Origin of the sequence: Serratia sp. CY38905 (genome assembly GCF_052168875.1) — a bacterium.
GTDB classification, from domain to species: domain Bacteria; phylum Pseudomonadota; class Gammaproteobacteria; order Enterobacterales; family Enterobacteriaceae; genus Serratia; species Serratia sarumanii.
Genome location: NZ_JBJNLV010000001.1, coordinates 1,215,395 through 1,235,694 on the forward strand (window position 1 = coordinate 1,215,395; position 20,300 = coordinate 1,235,694).

A 20,300-nucleotide genomic window follows, 5' to 3' on the forward strand; every position below is an offset into this window, starting at 1 on the left:
TCATCCCCTCTAGAATTCTATCGTCGCACCGAAAAATCCCTACGGTTGCGACAGCGCAGCTGTTATATCAATCCCATCGAACCTTGGCAAGCCACCGACTGCGTGGCAAAACGCGGGCCGACAGAGATCTAACTTAGCGGTACAAAAAAATACTGGCAAGTCCGAAATGGCTTGCCAGTATAAGTTTTATCAATGGTTTTTGCGATTCGTCACTATTTTGCCGCTACCGGCAGTGCGCCGAAGGCCGGGTTTTGCAACGCAATGTTCAAAACTTCATCGATTCGCTGCACCGGATGAATCTCCAGATCGGCGATAACATTGTCCGGAATCTCTTCCAGATCGCGCTTGTTCTCGTAAGGGATCAGCACGGTTTTGATGCCGCCACGATGCGCCGCCAACAGCTTTTCTTTCAGGCCGCCGATCGGCAACACCTGACCGCGCAGCGTGATCTCCCCGGTCATCGCCACATCGGCGCGTACCGGGTTGCCGGTCAGGCAGGAGACCAGCGCGGTGCACATCGCAATACCGGCGCTCGGGCCGTCTTTCGGCGTCGCCCCTTCCGGCACGTGCACGTGGATGTCGCGTTTCTCGTAGAAATCGGCGTTGATGCCCAATTTCTCCGCGCGCGCGCGCACCACGGTCAGCGCCGCCTGAATCGATTCCTGCATCACTTCACCCAGGGAACCGGTGTAGGTCAGCTTGCCTTTACCCGGTACGCAGGCGGTTTCGATGGTCAGCAGATCGCCGCCCACTTCCGTCCACGCCAGCCCGGTGACTTCGCCCACGCGGTTTTCGGTATCCGCACGGCCGTAATCGACGCGCTGCACGCCCAGGTAATCCTTCAGGTTGTCGCCGTTGATCTCGAGATGCTTGAGCTTCTTGTCCATCAGCAGCGTTTTCACCGCTTTACGGCACAGCTTGGAGATTTCACGCTCCAGGCTGCGCACCCCGGCTTCGCGGGTGTAGAAGCGAATGATGCCGATGATGGCGCTGTCGTCGACCGTCAGCTCGCCTTTTTTCAGCGCGTTGCGCTCAAGCTGCTTCGGCAGCAGGTGCTGCTTGGCGATGTTGAGCTTCTCGTCCTCGGTGTAACCCGACAGGCGGATCACTTCCATACGGTCCAGCAGCGGCGCAGGAATGTTCATCGAGTTCGAGGTGGCGACGAACATCACGTCGGACAGATCGTAATCCACTTCCAGGTAGTGGTCGTTGAACGCCACGTTCTGTTCCGGATCCAGCACCTCCAGCAGAGCGGAGGCCGGATCGCCGCGCATGTCGGAAGACATCTTGTCGATCTCATCCAACAGGAACAGCGGGTTCTTCACCCCAACCTTGGCCATCTTCTGGATCAGTTTGCCCGGCATCGAACCGATGTAGGTACGACGGTGGCCGCGGATTTCCGCTTCGTCACGCACGCCGCCCAGCGCCATGCGCACGTACTGGCGGCCGGTCGCTTTGGCGATCGACTGCCCCAGCGAGGTTTTACCCACGCCCGGCGGCCCCACCAGACACAGGATCGGCCCCTTGATTTTGCTGACGCGGCTCTGCACCGCGAGGTACTCGAGAATGCGATCCTTGACGCGCTCCAGGCCGTAGTGATCGGTATCGAGCACTTCCTGCGCCTTGTTCAGGTCTTTTTTCACCTTGCTGCGCGCATTCCACGGCACCTGCAGCATCCAGTCAATGTAGCCGCGCACCACGGTCGCTTCCGCCGACATCGGCGACATCATCTTCAGCTTTTGCAGTTCCGCTTCGGTTTTCTCGCGCGCCTCTTTCGGCATTTTCGCCGCATCGATCTTGCGCTTCAGCGCTTCGTGCTCGTCCGGCGCGTCGTCCATCTCGCCCAGTTCTTTCTGAATCGCCTTCATCTGCTCATTCAGATAGTACTCGCGCTGGCTCTTCTCCATCTGCTTCTTGACGCGGTTGCGGATGCGTTTCTCGACCTGCAGCAGGTCGATCTCCGATTCCATCATCGCCATCAGGTATTCCAGGCGCTCGGTGATGTCGGACATCTCGAGCACCGACTGCTTGTCGCTGAGTTTCAGCGGCATGTGGGCGGCGATGGTGTCCGCCAGGCGCGCGGCGTCGTCGATGCTGTTCAGTGAAGTCAGCACCTCCGGCGGGATTTTTTTGTTCAGCTTGATATAGCCTTCAAACTGATTGATCGCGGTGCGCACCAGCACTTCCTGCTCGCGCTCGTCGATCGACGGCGACTCAAGGTATTCCGCCTGCGCGGCGAAATGCTCACCGCTGTCGGACAGCGTGGTGATGCGCGCGCGCTGCAGCCCCTCGACCAGCACTTTTACCGTGCCGTCCGGCAGCTTCAGCATCTGCAGGATCGACGCTACGGTGCCAACCGAGAACAAGTCGTTAATGCCAGGTTCATCCGTTGAGGCCTCTTTCTGTGCCACCAGCATGATCTTCTTATCGTGATCCATTGCGGCTTCGAGGCACCGAATCGATTTTTCCCGGCCAACAAATAACGGGATCACCATGTGCGGATAAACCACCACGTCGCGCAATGGCAGAACGGGGATTTCAATGCGTTCGGAACGCTCAGGGTTCATAGAGCTCTCTCTTAGTTTAATTTCCGCCAGGTTGAGGGGGAATCTCATGAGACGCAAGCATCTAACGTTTCATAAAATCTGGTTAACGAGTATATGGGGATGAATCTCTTACATTCAACGGCAAGAATGCAGGAAAAAGAAATGGGGGATAAAATCCCCCATTTTGCTGATAACGCCCTGGTTTGACTGGCTAATTATTCGCCAGACGCCTGAGCTTCCGGCTTGCCGTAAATCAGCAGCGGTTTGGATTGGCCGGCGATGACCGACTCGTCGATCACCACTTTGTCTACGCTGTCCATCGACGGCAGATCGTACATGGTGTCGAGCAGCGCGCCTTCCACGATGGAACGCAGGCCGCGAGCGCCGGTCTTGCGCGCCATGGCTTTCTTGGCGATGGCGTTCAACGCTTCGTCGCGGAACTCCAGCTCCACACCTTCCAGGTTGAACAGCGCCTGATACTGCTTGGTCAGGGCGTTCTTCGGCTCTTTCAGGATCTGAATCAGCGCGTCTTCGCTCAGCTCGCTCAGGGTCGCCACCACCGGCAGACGGCCGATGAACTCAGGGATCAGGCCGAACTTGATCAGGTCTTCCGGTTCGGCCTGCAGCAGCAGTTCGCCTTCGGTCGCCTTCTCGGACTCGCCCTTGACGGTCGCGCCGAAGCCGATGCCGGAGCCGGTGTTGACGCGCTGGCCGATCACCTTATCCAGGCCGGCGAATGCGCCGCCGCAGATAAACAGGATCTTGGAGGTATCGACCTGCAGGAACTCCTGTTGCGGATGCTTGCGCCCACCCTGCGGCGGAACCGCGGCGATGGTGCCTTCAATCAGCTTCAGCAGCGCCTGCTGCACGCCCTCACCCGAGACGTCACGCGTGATCGACGGGTTGTCGGACTTGCGGGAAATCTTATCGATTTCATCGATATAAACGATGCCGCGCTGCGCTTTCTGCACGTCATAGTCACATTTTTGCAACAGCTTCTGGATAATATTTTCCACGTCCTCGCCCACGTAACCGGCTTCGGTCAGCGTGGTGGCGTCGGCCATGGTGAACGGCACGTCCAGGAAGCGCGCCAGCGTTTCCGCCAGCAGGGTTTTGCCGCTGCCGGTCGGGCCGATCAGCAAGATGTTGCTCTTGCCCAACTCGATACCGTTGCTGGTATCGCCGTTGCGCAGGCGTTTGTAGTGGTTGTACACCGCAACCGCCAGCACTTTCTTCGCCTGCTCCTGGCCGATGACGTAGTCATCCAGGTGGTGGCGGATCTCGTGCGGCGTCGGCAGCGCACTGCGCTCACGATGCGGGGCAACTTCTTTAATCTCTTCGCGAATAATGTCGTTACACAGATCGACACATTCATCGCAGATATACACTGACGGCCCGGCAATCAGCTTACGCACTTCATGCTGGCTTTTGCCGCAAAAAGAGCAGTACAGCAGCTTTCCTGAACCGTCTTTGCGCTTATCTGTCATCAGTCAAACCTCTTCTTTAGTCTTGTCCCGCAGGAAAATCACGGCGGCAGTGCGCCCAAACTCATATCGGGAACGCCGAGTGGCCACAGCAGAGCGAGCCCCTGCCCACTCTGATTACTATAGTCCATCGGCGCCGCGTGGTTCTAGCTGCGGTGTGTCAGAATGCCATCAACCAGGCCGTATTCCACGGCTTCTTCCGCGGTCATAAAGCGATCGCGCTCGGTGTCGCGCTCGATCTGCTCCAGCGGCTGGCCGGTATGTTCCGCCATCAGTTCGTTCATGCGCGCTTTCACCTTGAGGATTTCGCGCGCGTGGATTTCGATGTCCGTCGCCTGGCCCTGGTAGCCGCCCAGCGGCTGGTGAATCATCACGCGCGAGTTCGGCAAGCAGAAACGTTTGCCTTTGGCGCCCGCGGTCAGCAGGAAGGAGCCCATCGAGCACGCCTGCCCCATACAGATGGTGCTGACGTCCGGCTTGATGAACTTCATGGTGTCGTAAATCGACATGCCCGCGGTGATCACCCCGCCCGGCGAGTTGATGTAGAGGAAAATGTCTTTTTCCGGGCTTTCCGCTTCGAGGAACAGCATTTGCGCCACGATCAGGTTGGCCATGTGATCTTCCACCTGGCCGGTCAGGAAAATGATGCGCTCTTTCAGCAGGCGGGAATAGATGTCGTAAGAACGCTCCCCGCGTGAAGTCTGCTCTACCACCATCGGCACCAGCGCCATGTTCGGTGCAAATTGATCTCGTTCGCCACTGTATGACATTACCGTCTCCTAATAGAAATTGCCTTGGCGGCCAGGGTGTCACCCTAATACGCCGATTCTACTTGAGAACGGCCATGATGACTATGCTCAAGCATTCGACCCGCGCCGCACGTACCCGACGGTTATTTCATCCCGCGCACTTTGGCAAACAGCCCCAGAATTATTCTTTACAGATTGGGGGATCCCGGCGCGATTTCAAGCCCAGAGGCCGATTTTCTCCGCGCGCCGAAAACGATGCCGTTAATCTGACCGTTATCATGCCAGCCAGTTCCCCAGGCAACAGGGTAAATATAGTGCATATTGCCCCGCTTAACCTGAGATTAATCAGCAACGTGGCAAAAAGAAAAGCCCGCAACCTGAGGTTGCGGGCTTTTTCATCGTGCGCCGGTTCGCCAGGCGAAACCGGGGGCGCCGTTCATGGCGCCCGGCACGCCGGCATTACGCCTGTTGAGTCTGGTTCATCAGCTCGCTGAAGGTAGTGGCTTTTTCAGTCACTTTCGCTTTTGCCAGCAGGGCTTCAACCGCTTGCTCTTCCAGAGCCACGTTGCGCATGTTGTTCATCAGCTCTTTGTTTTTGCTGTAGAACTCGATGACTTCGCTCGGATCTTCGTAGGCAGAAGCCATTTCTTCGATCAGCGTCTTCACGCGGTCTTCGTCAGCTTTCAGGTCGTTGGTGCTGATCACTTCGCCCAGCAGCAGGCCAACCACTACGCGGCGTTTCGCTTGCTCTTCGAACAGCTCGCGTGGCAGTTCCAGCGCTTGCTTCTCGTTGCCGCCGAAACGCTGTGCAGCCTGACGACGCAGTACGTCGATTTCGCCGTCGATCAGGGCAGCAGGCACGTCGATTTCGTTCGCGCTCACCAGGCCGTCGATCGCCTGAGACTTGATGCGGTTACGCACGGCGCCTTTCAGCTCGCGCTCCATGTTCTTGCGAACTTCGGTGCGCAGGCCGGCAACGGAACCGTCCGCCACGCCGAAACGCTTGATGAACTCTTCGGTCAGCTCCGGCAGTTCGCGCTCTTCAACTTTCTTCAGCACGATAGCGAATTTGGCCGCTTTGCCCTTCAGGTTTTCCGCGTGGTAATCTTCCGGGAAGTTCACGTCGATGGAGAACTCTTCGCCCGCTTTGTGACCGACCAGGCCTTCTTCGAAGCCTGGGATCATGCGGCCCTGGCCCATTGCCAGTACGAAGTCGGACGCTTTGCCGCCTTCGAACTCTTCACCGTCGATAGAACCGGTGAAGTCAACGGTCACGCGATCTTCAGCTTCCGCTGCGCGATCGGTTTCTTTCCAGGTCGCCTGCTGCTTGCGCAGGGTATCCAGCATCGCGTCGACGTCTTCGTCGTTCACTTCAACCACAGGTTTTTCAACTTCGATGTTTTCCAGGCCTTTCAGCTCAACTTCTGGATACACTTCGAATTCAACGGCGAAGGTGAAGTCTTCACCTTCTTTGTACTCGCCCGGCACGTAGTTTGGTGCGCCGGCCGGATTAATCTTTTCTTTGATGATCGCGTCAACGAAGCTGCGCTGCATCGCTTCGCCCAGCACGTCCTGACGAACAGAGGCGCCGTAACGCTGTTCCACGATGTTCATCGGCACTTTGCCTTTGCGGAAGCCGTCGATACGCACGCTTTTCGCTGCGTTGATCAGCTCTTTCTTCACCGCCTGCTTGATAGTATCAGCCGGTACAGTAATAGAGAGACGGCGCCCAAGGCCTTGAGTGGTTTCTACTGAAACTTGCATCTTGTTACCTCAAAAAAATCACAGTGCTCGGTCAACTCCGTTCCAAGAACCAGGACGGCTACAAATAAGAACCGAGTTCCCTGATGACAGAAGCGTCCCGAAACCATTCCGGAAAAATAAGACGCGACATTATAGCGGCGCATGCATGGCGAGTCGAGGAAAGCTAGGCGGCGCAGGCGCGCTAAAACTCACACTTTTGCCGATTCGATCGCCAAAAGGCCGCCAAAACAGACCGAACGTTGGCCACATTGCGCATCGGCCGTGTCGTCGTCAAAAACAGAAACGGCCCGCAGGCCGTTTCAAAATTCGTCAGTAGTAATACCCTAATTCAAGGGCAAAGTTCCACTGATACCTGAAAATTTCCCCCTCAGGCCAGCGTCCCGGCGCCGCGACACGGCGGCGAGGCCGGCACGGTATCCTGCAACCCCTCCCACTCTTTGAGCGTGTAGGTGTGCAGCGCCAGCGCGTGTACGCCGTCCGCCAGCTCCTCCGACAGCACGCCGTAAATGGAGCGGTGGCGCGTCAAAAAACGTTCGCCGACGAAGCGATCGCTGACCAATACCACTTTGAAATGGCTTTCTGAGCCCGCCGGAACGTTATGACGATAGCTTTCATCAACGACTTCCAGATACGCGGGCTCAAACGCCGCCCTTAACTTTGCTTCTATTTGCTCGCGAATCATAGGATCTCCTTACAACACCGGCAGAGGACCGTGCCCATCTAGTTCAATATTAGCCGGTTTCCCCCCGTTTAGACCATCGCCGGGACAAATTTCTCTTTTCTGCGGTCAAATGATGAGCGTCATCCCCGCCGCTTGGGGGATTATCCGATTGAGCGGGCCAAAAAAGCGTGTTTTTATCAACGGCAGGTAAAAATTTGTCACTCAGGCGCCTTCCGAGCTTCCACCGCACGGCGGCGATGCTATGATGTCGGCAATTTGTTGTCGGCTATCCCGCTCTGATTATTGCTAAATCCATCGAGAATGAGACAGAAAACATGTTAAAGAAACTTTGTCTTCCTTTGCTGGCCGCCCTGCTGCTGGCCGGCTGCGCGACCAGCAGCAACACCTTGAACGTCACGCCGAAAATCGTTCTGCCGCAGCAGGATCCTACCCTGCAGGGCATCACCGTCAGCATCAACGGCGCGGATCAGCGCACCGATCAGGCGCTGGCCAAGGTGAACCGCGACGGCCAGCTGGTCACGCTGACGCCATCGCGCGATCTGCGTTTCCTGCTGCAGGAAGTGCTGGAGAAACAGATGGGCGCACGCGGCTACATGATCGGCGCCGACGGCCCGGTGGCGCTGCAAATCGTCGTCAATAATCTGTACGCGGACGTCTCCGAAGGCAACCTGCGCTACAACATCACCACCAAAGCCGACATCTCGATCATCGCCCAGGCGAAGAACGGCAACAAGCAGGTGAAGAATTACCGCTCGACCTATAACGTGCAGGGCGCCTTCACGGCCACCAACGAGAAGATCACCGACGCCGTCAACTCCGTGCTGGGCGACGTGATCGCCGATATGGCCCAGGACACCAGCGTCAACGATTTCATCAAGCAAAACGCGCGTTAATCGCCGCGCCTTGTGCCGCCCGGCGGATCGGGCGGCGCAGACAGGAAACTCATGTCGAAACACTATCTGAACATTTTCACCCAGCGTAACTCCGCCATTCTGCTGCTGCTGGGCTTCGCGTCGGGTCTGCCGCTGGCATTGACCTCCGGCACGCTGCAAGCCTGGATGACCGTCGAAAATATCGATCTGAAAACCATCGGCATCTTCTCGCTGGTGGGCCAGGCCTACGTCTTCAAATTCCTCTGGTCGCCGTTCATGGACCGCTATACCCCGCCGTTCCTCGGGCGGCGACGCGGTTGGCTGCTGGTCAGCCAGCTGCTACTGGTGGCGGCGATCGTGGCGATGGGCTTTATGCAGCCCGCGCAGCACCTGTGGTGGCTGGCGGCGTTGGCGGTGCTGGTGGCGTTCTGCTCCGCCTCGCAAGATATCGTGTTCGACGCCTACAAGACCGATCTGCTGAAAGCCGAAGAGCGCGGGGCGGGCGCGGCGATCTCGGTGCTGGGTTACCGGCTGGCGATGCTGGTTTCCGGCGGCCTGGCGCTGTGGCTGGCGGATCGCTATTTCGGCTGGCAAGCCACCTACTGGCTGATGGCCGGATTGATGCTGATCGGCGTGGCCGCCACGCTACTGGCGCCGGAGCCGGACGAAAGCATCCCGGCGCCGCGCACCATGGAACAGGCGGTCGTCGCGCCGCTGCGCGATTTCTTCGGCCGCAACAACGCCTGGCTGATCCTGCTGCTGATCGTGATGTACAAAATGGGCGACGCCTTCGCCGGCAGCCTCAGCACCACCTTCCTGATCCGCGGTGTGGGGTTCGACGCCGGTGAAGTCGGGCTGGTCAACAAAACCCTCGGCCTGTTCGCCACCATCGTCGGCGCCCTGTTCGGCGGTGTGCTGATGCAGCGTCTCAGCCTGTTCCGCGCGCTGATGCTGTTCGGCGTCCTGCAGGCGGTCTCCAACCTCGGGTATTGGATCCTGGCGGTGACCGACAAGAGTCTGCTCACCATGGGCAGCGCCATCTTCCTTGAAAACCTGTGTGGCGGCATGGGCACCGCGGCCTTCGTGGCGCTGCTGATGACGCTGTGCAACCGTTCGTTCTCCGCCACCCAGTTCGCGCTGCTGTCGGCGCTGTCCGCCGTGGGGCGCGTCTATGTCGGCCCGATCGCCGGCTGGTTCGTCGAAGCCCACGGCTGGCCGTTGTTCTACCTGTTCTCTATCGCCGCCGCCCTGCCCGGCTTGCTGCTGCTCGGCATCTGCCGTCAGACGCTGGAGCACACCCAGCAGCATGGCGACTTCATGCCGCGCACCGAGTTTTCAGAATCTTACCGTTGGGCACTGCGCCTGCTGACGCTAGGCTGTTCGCTGTTGGGCCTGTGGTTGCTGTTGCTGATCGCCAATGCGCTGGACTGGACGCAGGCACCGCTGCTGGCCGATCGGCTGCTGCAGGTCGGCGCCGCGCTGAGCCTGCTCGGCGTCGCGATGGGCAGCACGCTGGATTACCTCGCCCTTCGCCGCACCCGTTTGGCATAATCTGACCGGCCGGCGATTTCGCCGGCCGAAAAAAAAGCGATCCGGGGGTATATTTATTTCGGTAAAAAAAGATAATCGGCGCGAAAATTATTTTTTTATCCGACTGCCGCGCTCGGAAATAAAATTAAATTCACCTTTAAGACACAATTATTTTACATTAAATAAACCTTTTCTTCGTATTTCCCTGCCGCGCATTTCTTCGCCAAATTCATCATACCTTTAGTTTTCCTTAACATACGGGCTGCTCGTCACGATTCAGCGTGCCAACGCGTTGTTGTCATTAGTAAATTGTCACGCAGGGTTACATCTGTGACCCCCTTAACAGAAAGTGTCAACAAGCCGCTGACACTCCCTTAAGCATGTTTACAGTACTGCAACCTTCCCGTAAAATGCCCGCACACATGAAACGACAATTGAGCCTTTGTTATTGAGGTCGTTAGATGAGACTTAAGAAATACAATAAAAGTATTGGGATGCTGTCATTAATCGCAGCCACTGTATTGCTCAGTGGTTGCGATATGGTTTTGATGAATCCCAAAGGAGCAATTGGTGTTGAGCAACGGACACTGATTATCACTGCAATCGCGTTGATGTTGATCGTGGTGGTGCCAGTTATCTTCATGGCGTTCGCCTTTGCCTGGAAGTATCGCGCTTCCAACAAAGACGCCAAGTACAGTCCGAACTGGGCCCACTCCAACAAGATCGAAGCGGTCGTCTGGACCATTCCTATCATTATCATCGCCATCCTTGGCACCATTACCTGGAAGACCACCCACGAACTCGACCCGTTCAAGCCGATTGTCACCGACAAGAAGCCGATGACGATCGAAGTGGTGTCGCTCGACTGGAAATGGCTGTTCATCTACCCGGAACAAGGCATTGCGACCGTTAATGAGCTGGCTTTCCCGAAAGATGTTCCAGTCGAATTCAAGATCACCTCTAACTCGGTAATGAACTCGTTCTTTATCCCGCAGTTGGGTGGACAGATTTATGCGATGGCCGGCATGCAGACCAAACTGCACCTGATCGGCAACGAAGCCGGTGCCTACAAAGGCATCTCCAGCAGCTACAGCGGCGCAGGCTTCTCCGGCATGAAATTCACCGCGATCGTTACCCCGACCGAAGGCGACTTCGATCAGTGGGTGGCCAAGGTGAAGGCATCGTCTAAAAACCTGAACACCACCGACGACTTTAACAAACTGGCAGAGCCGAGTGAAAACAACCCGGTTGAGTACTTTGCCGCTGTCAAACCGAATTTGTTCAAAGAAACAATTGCCAAATTCATGGGCGACATGGATATGCACAAGGGCGCTGGCGCGCACGAAGGCATGGACATGAGCCAAGGTATGGACATGGGTGAACATGCTGCTCACGCCGGAGCCGAGGAATAACTGATGTTGGGAAAATTAACACTTGATGCGGTTCCGTACCACGAACCGATCATCATGGTCACCGTAGCCGCAATTATTGTCGGGGGCCTGGCAGTGCTGGCGCTGCTGACATATTTCGGCAAATGGAAGTGGTTGTGGAGCGAATGGCTGACTTCGGTCGACCATAAAAAAATTGGTATCATGTACATCATCGTGGCGATGGTCATGCTGCTGCGCGGTTTCGCCGACGCCATCATGATGCGTAGCCAGCAGGCGTTGGCGTCCGCCGGCGAAGCCGGGTTCCTGCCGCCGCACCACTACGACCAGATCTTCACCGCGCACGGCGTTATCATGATCTTCTTCATGGCGATGCCTTTCGTGGTCGGCCTGATGAACGTCGTAGTGCCGCTGCAAATCGGTGCGCGCGACGTCGCCTTCCCGTTCCTGAACTCCCTGAGCTTCTGGTTCTTCGTGGTGGGCGTTGTGCTGATCAATATCTCCCTGGGGGTCGGTGAGTTCGCTCAGACCGGTTGGCTGGCGTATCCGCCGCTGTCGGGTAAAGAGTACAGTCCTGGCGTCGGGGTCGATTACTGGATCTGGAGTCTGCAGATTTCCGGTCTGGGTACCCTGCTGACCGGCGTGAACTTCTTCGCCACCATTCTGAAGATGCGTGCCCCAGGCATGCCTATGATGAAGATGCCGGTGTTCACCTGGGCGGCGCTGTGTACCAACGTCCTGATCATCGTTTCTTTCCCAATTCTGACCGTCACCATCGCGCTGCTGACCCTGGATCGCTATCTGGGCACCCATTTCTTCACCAATGATATGGGCGGCAACATGATGATGTACATCAACCTGATTTGGGCCTGGGGTCACCCAGAGGTGTATATTCTGGTTCTGCCGGTGTTCGGCGTGTTCTCCGAAGTCACCGCGACCTTCTCCAGAAAACGCCTGTTCGGCTATACCTCACTGGTATGGGCAACCATCGCGATCACCGTTCTGTCGTTCATCGTCTGGCTGCACCACTTCTTCACCATGGGGTCCGGCGCGAACGTTAACGCCTTCTTCGGTATCGCCACCATGATCATTTCCATCCCGACCGGGGTGAAAATCTTCAACTGGCTGTTCACCATGTATCAGGGCCGTATCAAGCTCAACTCCGCGATGCTGTGGACCGTTGGCTTCATCATCACCTTCTCCGTAGGTGGTATGACCGGCGTTCTGCTGGCGGTGCCGGGCGCGAACTTCGTGCTGCACAACAGCCTGTTCCTGATCGCTCACTTCCACAACGTCATCATCGGCGGCGTGGTGTTCGGTTGCTTCGCGGGCCTGACCTACTGGTTCCCGAAATCCTTCGGCTTCACGCTGAACGAAAAATGGGGCATCCGCGCGTTCTGGTTCTGGATCATCGGCTTCTTCACCGCCTTCATGCCGCTGTACGCATTGGGCTTTATGGGTATGACCCGTCGTATCAGCCAGAACATCAACCCTGAGTTCCACCCTCTGCTGCTGGTTGCAGCCGGCGGTGCGGCGCTGATCGCCTGCGGCATCCTGTGCCAGCTGATCCAGATCTTCGTCAGTATCCGTGACCGCGAACAGAACCGCGATCTGACCGGTGACCCATGGGGCGCTCGTACTCTGGAGTGGTCAACTTCGTCTCCACCGCCGTTCTATAACTTTGCCGTAGTGCCGCAGATTCATGACCGTGATGAATTCTGGGACATGAAAGAAAAAGGCGAAGCGTATAAGAAACCGGCTAAATACGAACCGATTCATATGCCTAAGAACACCGGCGCCGGCGTTATCATCGCCTTCTTCAGCCTGGTATTCGGTTTCGCAATGATTTGGGAAATCTGGTGGATGGCTCTGGCCGGCTTCATCGGTATGATCGTTGTCTGGATCGGCAAGAGCTTCGATCACGATGTTGACTACTATGTGCAGGTTGATGAAATCGAGCGCATTGAGAACCAACACTACGAACAAATCCGTAAAGCAGGCGTGAACCATGTCAACTGAAACTCTGACCAATCATAACGCAGCCCATGCAGAGCATGGGCACCACGACGCGGGAGAGACCAAAGTCTTCGGATTCTGGATCTACCTGATGAGCGACTGTATTTTGTTTGCGAGCTTGTTCGCGACTTATGCAGTCCTGGTGAACGGGACCGCTGGCGGTCCCTCAGGTAAAGACATCTTCGACCTGAAGTTTGTCCTGGTCGAAACTTTCCTGCTGTTGTTCAGCTCCATCACCTACGGCATGGCGATGATCGCCATGAACAAGGGTAAAGTTGGCGGTGTAAACACCTGGCTGTTCCTGACCTTCCTGTTTGGTCTGGGCTTCGTGGCGATGGAAATCTATGAATTCCATCATCTGATCGCCGAAGGCTTCGGTCCGGATCGCAGCGCGTTCCTGTCCAGCTTCTTCGCGCTGGTCGGCACCCACGGTCTGCACGTAACTTCCGGCCTGATTTGGATCATCGTGCTGATGATTCAGGTGAGCAAGTTCGGCCTGACCGCGACCAACAAAACCCGCCTGATGTGCCTGAGCCTGTTCTGGCACTTCCTGGACGTGGTCTGGATCTGCGTATTTACCGTTGTCTACCTGCTGGGGGTTATGTAATGAGCCATTCATCCCATGAAACCTCTCACGGCGGCGCAAGCCACGGCAGCGTGAAGTCATACCTGATCGGCTTTATTCTGTCGATCATCCTGACGGTAATTCCATTTGCGATGGTAATGAACGGCACTGCCTCTCATTCCACCATCCTGGCGGTTGTTGTCGGCATGGCGGTTATCCAGGTGATTGTTCACCTGGTTTACTTCCTGCACATGAACACCTCATCGGAAGAGCGCTGGAACCTGGTGGCATTGCTGTTCACCGCTATGATCATCGGTATCGTTGTTGTAGGTTCACTCTGGATTATGTACAACCTCAACATCAATATGATGGTCGATTAAGAGCTGAGCTGCACGTGATGATTAAGCAATACCTGCAAGTCACTAAACCAGGAATTATTTTCGGCAATTTAATTTCTGTCGTTGGGGGATTCCTGCTCGCTTCCAAAGGGAGCATCGACTATCCCCTGTTTCTCGCCACCCTGGTGGGTGTCTCGTTGGTGGTCGCGTCGGGCTGTGTGTTTAACAACTACATCGACCGCGACATCGACAAGAAAATGGAGAGAACGAAGAATCGGGTGCTGGTAAAAGGCCTGATCGCGCCGAGTGTCACCCTGGTTTATGCGACCGTTCTGGGTATTGTGGGCTTCGCGTTGCTGTATATCGCGGCCAACCCGCTGGCCATGTGGCTGGCGGTGATGGGCTTCGTGGTTTATGTCGGCGTTTACAGCCTGTACATGAAACGCCACTCGGTCTACGGCACGCTGATCGGCAGCCTGTCGGGCGCCGCGCCGCCGGTTATCGGCTACTGCGCGGTAACCAACGAGTTCGACGCCGGGGCATTGATCCTGCTGGCTATCTTTAGCCTGTGGCAGATGCCGCATTCTTATGCGATCGCTATCTTCCGCTTTAAAGATTACCAGGCGGCCAACATTCCGGTGCTGCCGGTGGTGAAAGGCATTTCCGTCGCCAAGAACCACATCACGGTCTACATCCTGGCATTTATGATCGCCACGCTGATGCTGACCCTGGTGGGCTACGCCGGCTACAAATACCTGATCGTCGCTGCGGCGGTGAGCGTCTGGTGGCTGGGCATGGCGCTGCGCGGTTACAAAACCGAAAACGACAGCGTCTGGGCGCGTAAACTGTTCGTGTTCTCCATCGTCGCCATCACCTCGCTGAGCGTGATGATGTCGATCGACTTCAGCGCCACGGCGGCGCCTGAAGCGCTGGTGACCTACGTTTGGTAAGCCAAATCATCTGTGAATGGGCCGCTTTTGCGGCCCATTTTATTTGTCACGCCGAAAAGCGGCCGAACTGTAATATCTGTTAAACAACATTCGATTTACCCCCCCCTGCCCTGCACACTAAAATGACGCAGCTTTACAGAAATCATGCCATCAGGCGCTGTCTCAACGTCTGATGGCATGGTTTTTACCGAGGTTTGATGTGAACGATAATTCAATGACCCCGCAGGAGCGCCGCGCCACCTGGGGATTAGGCACCGTATTCTCCCTGCGCATGCTCGGCATGTTTATGGTACTGCCGGTGCTGACCACCTACGGCATGGCGCTCAACGGCGCCAGCGAAGCGCTGATCGGCATCGCCATCGGCATCTACGGCCTGGCGCAGGCGGTGTTTCAAATCCCGTTCGGCCTGGTGTCCGATCGCATCGGCCGCAAGCCGCTGATCGTCGGCGGCCTGCTGATCTTTGCCCTCGGCAGCGTGATCGCCGCCGCTACCGACTCGATCTGGGGCGTGATCCTCGGCCGCGCGCTACAAGGCTCCGGCGCCATCGCCGCCGCGGTAATGGCGCTGCTCTCCGATCTGACCCGCGAGCAGAACCGCACCAAGGCGATGGCGTTTATCGGCGTCAGCTTCGGTATCACCTTCGCCATCGCCATGGTATTGGGCCCTATCATCACCCACGCCTTAGGCCTGCATGCGCTGTTCTGGATGATCGCCGTACTGGCGCTGGCCGGCATTGTCATCACCCTGGCGGTGGTGCCTTCCGCCGACACTCACCTGCTGAACCGCGAGTCCAGCATCGTGCGCGGCAGCTTCCGCAAGGTGCTAAGCAACTCGCGCCTGCTGAAGCTCAACTTCGGCATCATGTGCCTGCATATCCTGCTGATGTCGAGCTTCGTGGCGCTGCCGCTGGCGATGGAAAAAGCCGGGCTGGCGGCCAGCGAGCACTGGATCGTCTACCTGGTCACCATGCTGGTGTCGTTCGCCGCCGTGGTGCCTTTCATCATCTATGCCGAAAAATATCGCCGTATGAAACAGGTGTTTATGGGCTGCGTGGCGGTGCTGTTCTGCGCCGAAGTGCTGCTGTGGCTCTCCGGCGCGCGCCTGTGGGGCATCATCGCCGGCGTGCAGCTGTTCTTCATAGCCTTCAACGTGATGGAAGCCATTCTGCCTTCGCTGATCAGCAAAGAATCGCCGGCCGGCTACAAGGGCACCGCGATGGGGGTCTACTCCACCAGCCAGTTTATCGGCGTGGCGATCGGCGGCAGCCTCGGCGGCTGGCTGTACGGTTTGCAGGGCGCAGGGCTGGTGTTTATCGCCGGCGCCGTGTTGGCCGCGGTCTGGTTCCTGGTCAGCAGCACCATGAAAGAGCCGCCGTATGTCAGCAGCCTGCGCATTACGCTATCGGAACTGGCGGTAAAGGATTCGGCGCTGGAAAGCCGCCTGAAGGCGCAGCCCGGCGTGGCCGAAGCGATCGTGGTGCCGGAAGAGCGCAGCGCCTACGTCAAGGTGGATACCAAGCAGACCAATCGCGGTCAGTTGGAAGCGCTGGTCAATTCGCTATAAAGCATCAGGGCCGGCAATGCCGGCCCCGTAGAGATTAATCGCGGAAGTTCTTGAACTGGAACGGCTGCCCCAGATCGCCGCCGCGCACCAGCGCCATCACGCTCTGCAAATCGTCGCGTGACTTGCCGGTCACCCGCACTTCTTCGCCTTGAATCTGCGCCTGCACCTTCAGCTTGCTGTCTTTGATCAGCTTGACGATTTTCTTCGCCACAGAGGTTTCAATCCCCTGCTTCAGCTTGGCTTCCACGCTGTAGGTTTTACCGCTGTGGGTAAACTCTTCCGGGATCTCCAGCGCGGCGCCGTCGATGCTGCGCTTGCTCAGCTTTTCGCGCAGAATGTCGAGCAGCTGCTGCACCTGGAAATCAGACTCGGTGGCAACCTTGATGCTTTGGTTTTTCTCGTTTAGCTCAAAGCTGGCCGGCACGTTGCGAAAATCCCAGCGGGTGCCGAGATCGCGGGTGGCATTCTCAACGGCGTTACGCACTTCCTGCATATCAATTTCGGAAACGATGTCGAAAGATGGCATACTTCTTCCTCCTGAATGAGTGCCTAATAGCTTAGGCGATTTTGATGCCGAGCATGATAACCGCTTTGCCGCCTCAGACAAAATCTGCTGAACGCACGCAGGGATAGCGCTTCGGGCTGCCATAAAGCCTATAGTTAATTCACGGTAATTGAGCGGTATTCCCGTGTTTCCAAGGAGACTGAATGAAAATAACCATTCTTGGTTGCGGCGCGCTCGGACAACTGTGGCTCTCCCGGCTGTATCAACAGGGCCACGATGTGCAGGGATGGCTAAGAGTGCCTCAGCCTTTTTGCGCCGTGAACGTGATAGAGCCGGAAGGCGTCTCGTTCAATCGCAATTTGCCCACCAACGATCCGGAGCACCTCGCGCAGAGCGAGCTGCTGCTGGTGACGCTGAAAGCCTGGCAGGTGTCCAGCGCGGTCAGCGCGCTGCTGCCGAAGCTGAACCCCCAGTGCGCCATTTTGCTGCTGCACAACGGCATGGGCACCCAGGAGGAGCTGCCGCCGAACGGCCAGCCGATCCTGCAGGGCACCACCACCCACGCCGCGCGCCACGAAGGCAGCACCATTATTCACGTCGCCACCGGCATCACCCACATCGGCCCCACCTCGCCGGCCGCCCAACACCTCAGCCACCTGGCGGAAGTGCTGCATCAGGCGCTGCCCGACGTCGCCTGGCACAACAACATCGCCTCGGCCAACTGGCGCAAGCTGGCGGTCAACTGCGTGATCAACCCGCTGACGGCGCTGTACGGCTGCCGCAACGGCGATCTGCAGCGCTACCCGGAACAGATCGAAACGCTGTGCCGTGAAGTCGCCAGCGTGATGGCGATGGAGGGCTACCACACCTCCTGCGAAGGTCTGATGCAATACGTGATGGACGTGATCCACAGCACCGCCGACAACGTTTCGTCGATGCTGCAGGATATCCGCAGCCAGCGGCACACCGAGATCGACTACATCACCGGTTACCTGCTGCGCCGCGCGCGCAGCCACGGCCTCACGCTGCCGGAGAATGCGCGGCTGTTTGAACTGATTAAACGAAAGGAAAATGAATATGAGCGTATCGGCGCTGGTCTGCCTGGCACCTGGTAGCGAAGAAATCGAAGCCGTCACCACCCTCGATCTGCTGGTGCGGGCGGGCGTAAAAGTCACTACCGCCAGCGTTGCCGGCGACGGCGAGCTGACTATCGTCTGTTCGCGCGGCGTCAAGCTGCTGGCCGACGCGCCGCTGGTGGCAATCGTCGATGAGCCGTTCGACGCCATCGTACTGCCCGGCGGCCTGAAAGGCGCAGAATGCTTCCGCGACAGCCCGCTGCTGGTGGAAAAGGTGCGGCAGATGCATCTGCAGGGCAACATTGTCGCCGCCATCTGCGCGGCGCCGGCGCTGGTGCTGCAGCATCACGATCTGTTCCCGATCGGCAACATGACCGGCTTCCCGGGCCTGAAAGACCAGATACCGGCGGATAAATGGATGGAGCGCCGCGTGGTGTACGACGCGCGCGTCAACCTGCTCACCAGCCAGGGGCCGGGCACCGCGATGGAGTTCGCGCTGAAGCTGATAGACCTGCTGCTCGGCAAGGCCAAGGCGGCGGAGATCGCCGCGCAGCTGGTGCTGATCCCCGGGATGTACGATTATCGCGACAGTGAAGAAAACTGAATCAGCGATCGTAAACACGGGGCGCAGATCCGCGCCCCGTATCGCGTCAAAAACTGAGCTGGCTGGAGAAGCCCAAAACCAGACGCTCACTCGGCAGCGCGCCGGGTTTGATCACCGGCGTGCCGGCGAAAATGTCCGCAGCAAAACGCCCCTGATTCACCTGCAGGCCAATGACGCTCCCCGCCAACTGGCCGCCTTCCCCCTGTTGTTTGGCCAACTGCCCATAGTCGAATCCAATATAAGGTTGCAGCATGTCACGTTCCAACGTCAGCGTATTGCGCAGATACCCTCCGCTGCTGCCGATCAATTTGCTGTCGCCGCTAAACCCGCGCACCGTAGAACGGTCGCCGATAAACGACTTATCCTGGATCGGCTGTGCGGCGCTTGCCCATTGCCCCGATAACTCCCCGAGATAACGCAGACGATGACCAAATGCATTGAAGGGTTTCAGCATACTGCCGCCCGCTCGCAGCTGCTGTTCGGCATGTGAGCTCCCCTTCCCGACGCCGGCAAGGGCGTCGGCGGTCAGCGCGATTTGCGCACGGGCGCCATAATAAAGATGGCTGACGCCCAGCTTCAGGTTGGTTAGCCGTGCACTCTGCAAGGCAATCTCCGTGTCATTGAGGTAATAGCGGTAATGACGTTGCAGCAGTTGCGCATTCAACGACGTTTTCTCATTCATCCCGCGCGCCAACGTATAGTCAGCCTGCAGCCCCCAATACTGCGAACGGCCATTATAGCGATAATCGGTGAAGTTGCCGGCGAAAGTCTGGTGATAGCGGCTGTCTCCGCCCAACGCGCTGAAGCGCCAGTATCCCCAAGGCAAGCTATAGTACAGGGCGCGGCTTTCATTGCCTTTGCCCGGCGGCGCCAGAATGCTGCGCGCCATCGACAGGTAAAAAACGTCGCCCAAGGCGGTCAGATTATCGAGATACAGCGCGCCGCCGGTCTGATAACGCCCCGTAGAACGAACGCCGGCATCATCCGCCCAGGCGGTAAAACGCCAATATTTATCCTGTTGGCGCAGGATCTCGATATCGCTTTCGCCAGCTCGTTCGCCCGGAGCAATGCGGATATCGCTGATGACGCCCGGTATCCCCCCCATGTTCTCCAGCCCTTGCTCGATACTACGCAAATTCAGCACATCGCCGGCCGCAATGGGAAAAAGCGCATCGGGGCGGAAATAGGCGCTGCTGCCCGCCTGCATTTTCAGCTGACCGATGCGGCCATAATGCACACGAACCTTCAGTATCCCTGCCGGTACCTCTTGAACGTCGAGCTGCACCCGCGAAGTGATATAGCCTTGCGCTATCAGCGCGTTTTGCAGCTTTTTGCGCAACCTCGCCAACCCTTTCTCCCCCATACAGCGGCCACGGGCCGTATGCGCCAACTGTTTGAAAGCCGTGAGGCGTAGCGGCGCCGTCGCCGTTTCGACTTTATCGATCATCCAACACGGAGATTCGCTGATAAATATGTCCGCTTGCGCGTTTTGCTCCGGCTGCGGCGACAAAACAGGAGGGGTGGACGGTAACAGCTTGCGTTGCGTATCGCCGATGAGGCTTTCCTGGCTAACGCGTTGTTTGGCCGGCGCCGGCGTGGCTTCAGCGCGGCTGCAACAGCTGAACAGCACGCCCAGACAAAGAATAAGACATTCCCTTTTCATGCTC

At 57.6% G+C, this 20,300-nt stretch carries 17 protein-coding genes; 10 read left to right on the forward strand and 7 right to left on the reverse strand.

Annotation, left to right across the window (positions count from 1 at the left end):
• Positions 1–212: 212 nt before the first annotated feature.
• The 5 genes from lon to bolA form a co-directional block, all read right to left on the reverse strand.
• Complete coding sequence (gene lon, locus ACJ8MK_RS06125; RefSeq protein ID WP_033653263.1) at positions 213–2,567, reverse strand: endopeptidase La; 2,355 nt, start codon at positions 2,565–2,567, stop codon at positions 213–215.
• Positions 2,568–2,761: 194 nt separating this feature from the next.
• Positions 2,762–4,033, reverse strand: coding sequence for an ATP-dependent protease ATP-binding subunit ClpX (clpX, locus tag ACJ8MK_RS06130; RefSeq protein WP_004940354.1), 1,272 nt, complete (start codon positions 4,031–4,033; stop codon positions 2,762–2,764).
• 143 nt (positions 4,034–4,176) lie between these two features.
• Positions 4,177–4,800 carry an ATP-dependent Clp endopeptidase proteolytic subunit ClpP gene (gene clpP / locus ACJ8MK_RS06135; protein ID WP_016928858.1) on the reverse strand — a complete coding sequence of 208 codons (624 nt, stop codon included), beginning with the start codon at positions 4,798–4,800 and terminating at the stop codon, positions 4,177–4,179.
• 438 nt (positions 4,801–5,238) lie between these two features.
• A complete protein-coding gene (gene tig, locus ACJ8MK_RS06140) occupies positions 5,239–6,543 on the reverse strand; it encodes a trigger factor (protein ID WP_004940358.1) in 1,305 nt (434 codons plus the stop codon).
• Positions 6,544–6,910: 367 nt separating this feature from the next.
• Positions 6,911–7,225 (reverse strand): transcriptional regulator BolA, encoded by a 315-nt coding sequence (bolA, locus tag ACJ8MK_RS06145; RefSeq protein WP_004940361.1) that lies wholly within the window; start codon positions 7,223–7,225, stop codon positions 6,911–6,913.
• Between the two features lie 314 nt (positions 7,226–7,539).
• Between bolA and ACJ8MK_RS06150 the strand changes: the two genes are divergently transcribed.
• From ACJ8MK_RS06150 to ACJ8MK_RS06185, 8 genes are all read left to right on the forward strand, one after another.
• Positions 7,540–8,118, forward strand: a complete 579-nt coding sequence (locus tag ACJ8MK_RS06150) for a lipoprotein (protein ID WP_033634001.1) — start codon at positions 7,540–7,542, stop codon at positions 8,116–8,118.
• Between the two features lie 51 nt (positions 8,119–8,169).
• Complete coding sequence (gene ampG, locus ACJ8MK_RS06155) at positions 8,170–9,648, forward strand: muropeptide MFS transporter AmpG (RefSeq protein WP_033653264.1); 1,479 nt, start codon at positions 8,170–8,172, stop codon at positions 9,646–9,648.
• Positions 9,649–10,088: 440 nt separating this feature from the next.
• On the forward strand, positions 10,089–11,039 hold the full coding sequence (cyoA, locus tag ACJ8MK_RS06160; protein ID WP_025301763.1) for a cytochrome o ubiquinol oxidase subunit II: 951 nt from the start codon (positions 10,089–10,091) through the stop codon (positions 11,037–11,039).
• A 3-nt stretch (positions 11,040–11,042) separates the two neighbouring features.
• Complete coding sequence (gene cyoB / locus ACJ8MK_RS06165; protein ID WP_033637313.1) at positions 11,043–13,034, forward strand: cytochrome o ubiquinol oxidase subunit I; 1,992 nt, start codon at positions 11,043–11,045, stop codon at positions 13,032–13,034.
• Positions 13,024–13,638, forward strand: coding sequence for a cytochrome o ubiquinol oxidase subunit III (locus ACJ8MK_RS06170; RefSeq protein ID WP_004940367.1), 615 nt, complete (start codon positions 13,024–13,026; stop codon positions 13,636–13,638). The genes cyoB and ACJ8MK_RS06170 overlap by 11 nt, the downstream gene beginning before the upstream one ends.
• Positions 13,638–13,976, forward strand: a complete 339-nt coding sequence (locus ACJ8MK_RS06175) for a cytochrome o ubiquinol oxidase subunit IV (protein ID WP_004940369.1) — start codon at positions 13,638–13,640, stop codon at positions 13,974–13,976. Before ACJ8MK_RS06170 ends, ACJ8MK_RS06175 begins: the two co-directional genes overlap by 1 nt.
• A 17-nt stretch (positions 13,977–13,993) precedes the next feature.
• On the forward strand, positions 13,994–14,884 hold the full coding sequence (cyoE, locus tag ACJ8MK_RS06180; protein ID WP_019454196.1) for a heme o synthase: 891 nt from the start codon (positions 13,994–13,996) through the stop codon (positions 14,882–14,884).
• 199 nt (positions 14,885–15,083) lie between these two features.
• Positions 15,084–16,448 carry an MFS transporter gene (locus ACJ8MK_RS06185; RefSeq protein WP_033653267.1) on the forward strand — a complete coding sequence of 455 codons (1,365 nt, stop codon included), beginning with the start codon at positions 15,084–15,086 and terminating at the stop codon, positions 16,446–16,448.
• 34 nt (positions 16,449–16,482) lie between these two features.
• Here the strand turns inward: ACJ8MK_RS06185 and ACJ8MK_RS06190 are convergent, their stop codons facing one another.
• Positions 16,483–16,974, reverse strand: coding sequence for a YajQ family cyclic di-GMP-binding protein (locus tag ACJ8MK_RS06190; RefSeq protein WP_004940373.1), 492 nt, complete (start codon positions 16,972–16,974; stop codon positions 16,483–16,485).
• A gap of 182 nt (positions 16,975–17,156) precedes the next feature.
• Between ACJ8MK_RS06190 and panE the strand changes: the two genes are divergently transcribed.
• Positions 17,157–18,068 carry a 2-dehydropantoate 2-reductase gene (gene panE, locus ACJ8MK_RS06195; protein WP_033647309.1) on the forward strand — a complete coding sequence of 304 codons (912 nt, stop codon included), beginning with the start codon at positions 17,157–17,159 and terminating at the stop codon, positions 18,066–18,068.
• Positions 18,031–18,633 carry a protein deglycase YajL gene (gene yajL / locus ACJ8MK_RS06200; RefSeq protein WP_033647310.1) on the forward strand — a complete coding sequence of 201 codons (603 nt, stop codon included), beginning with the start codon at positions 18,031–18,033 and terminating at the stop codon, positions 18,631–18,633. Before panE ends, yajL begins: the two co-directional genes overlap by 38 nt.
• Before the next feature lie 46 nt (positions 18,634–18,679).
• Here yajL and ACJ8MK_RS06205 read toward each other — a convergent pair whose 3' ends face one another.
• Positions 18,680–20,296, reverse strand: coding sequence for a ShlB/FhaC/HecB family hemolysin secretion/activation protein (locus ACJ8MK_RS06205; RefSeq protein ID WP_103829800.1), 1,617 nt, complete (start codon positions 20,294–20,296; stop codon positions 18,680–18,682).
• Between the last annotated feature and the right edge of the window lie 4 nt (positions 20,297–20,300).

Bases quoted from the DNA above. Each gene is read 5' to 3' on its own strand.
- lon (WP_033653263.1), bottom strand. From the start codon at position 2,567: ATGAACCCTGAGCGTTCCGAACGCATTGAAATCCCCGTTCTGCCATTG.
- clpX (WP_004940354.1), bottom strand. From the start codon at position 4,033: ATGACAGATAAGCGCAAAGACGGTTCAGGAAAGCTGCTGTACTGCTCT.
- clpP (WP_016928858.1), bottom strand. From the start codon at position 4,800: ATGTCATACAGTGGCGAACGAGATCAATTTGCACCGAACATGGCGCTG.
- tig (WP_004940358.1), bottom strand. From the start codon at position 6,543: ATGCAAGTTTCAGTAGAAACCACTCAAGGCCTTGGGCGCCGTCTCTCT.
- bolA (WP_004940361.1), bottom strand. From the start codon at position 7,225: ATGATTCGCGAGCAAATAGAAGCAAAGTTAAGGGCGGCGTTTGAGCCC.
- ACJ8MK_RS06150 (WP_033634001.1), top strand. From the start codon at position 7,540: ATGTTAAAGAAACTTTGTCTTCCTTTGCTGGCCGCCCTGCTGCTGGCC.
- ampG (WP_033653264.1), top strand. From the start codon at position 8,170: ATGTCGAAACACTATCTGAACATTTTCACCCAGCGTAACTCCGCCATT.
- cyoA (WP_025301763.1), top strand. From the start codon at position 10,089: ATGAGACTTAAGAAATACAATAAAAGTATTGGGATGCTGTCATTAATC.
- cyoB (WP_033637313.1), top strand. From the start codon at position 11,043: ATGTTGGGAAAATTAACACTTGATGCGGTTCCGTACCACGAACCGATC.
- ACJ8MK_RS06170 (WP_004940367.1), top strand. From the start codon at position 13,024: ATGTCAACTGAAACTCTGACCAATCATAACGCAGCCCATGCAGAGCAT.
- ACJ8MK_RS06175 (WP_004940369.1), top strand. From the start codon at position 13,638: ATGAGCCATTCATCCCATGAAACCTCTCACGGCGGCGCAAGCCACGGC.
- cyoE (WP_019454196.1), top strand. From the start codon at position 13,994: ATGATTAAGCAATACCTGCAAGTCACTAAACCAGGAATTATTTTCGGC.
- ACJ8MK_RS06190 (WP_004940373.1), bottom strand. From the start codon at position 16,974: ATGCCATCTTTCGACATCGTTTCCGAAATTGATATGCAGGAAGTGCGT.
- panE (WP_033647309.1), top strand. From the start codon at position 17,157: ATGAAAATAACCATTCTTGGTTGCGGCGCGCTCGGACAACTGTGGCTC.
- yajL (WP_033647310.1), top strand. From the start codon at position 18,031: ATGAGCGTATCGGCGCTGGTCTGCCTGGCACCTGGTAGCGAAGAAATC.
- ACJ8MK_RS06205 (WP_103829800.1), bottom strand. From the start codon at position 20,296: ATGAAAAGGGAATGTCTTATTCTTTGTCTGGGCGTGCTGTTCAGCTGT.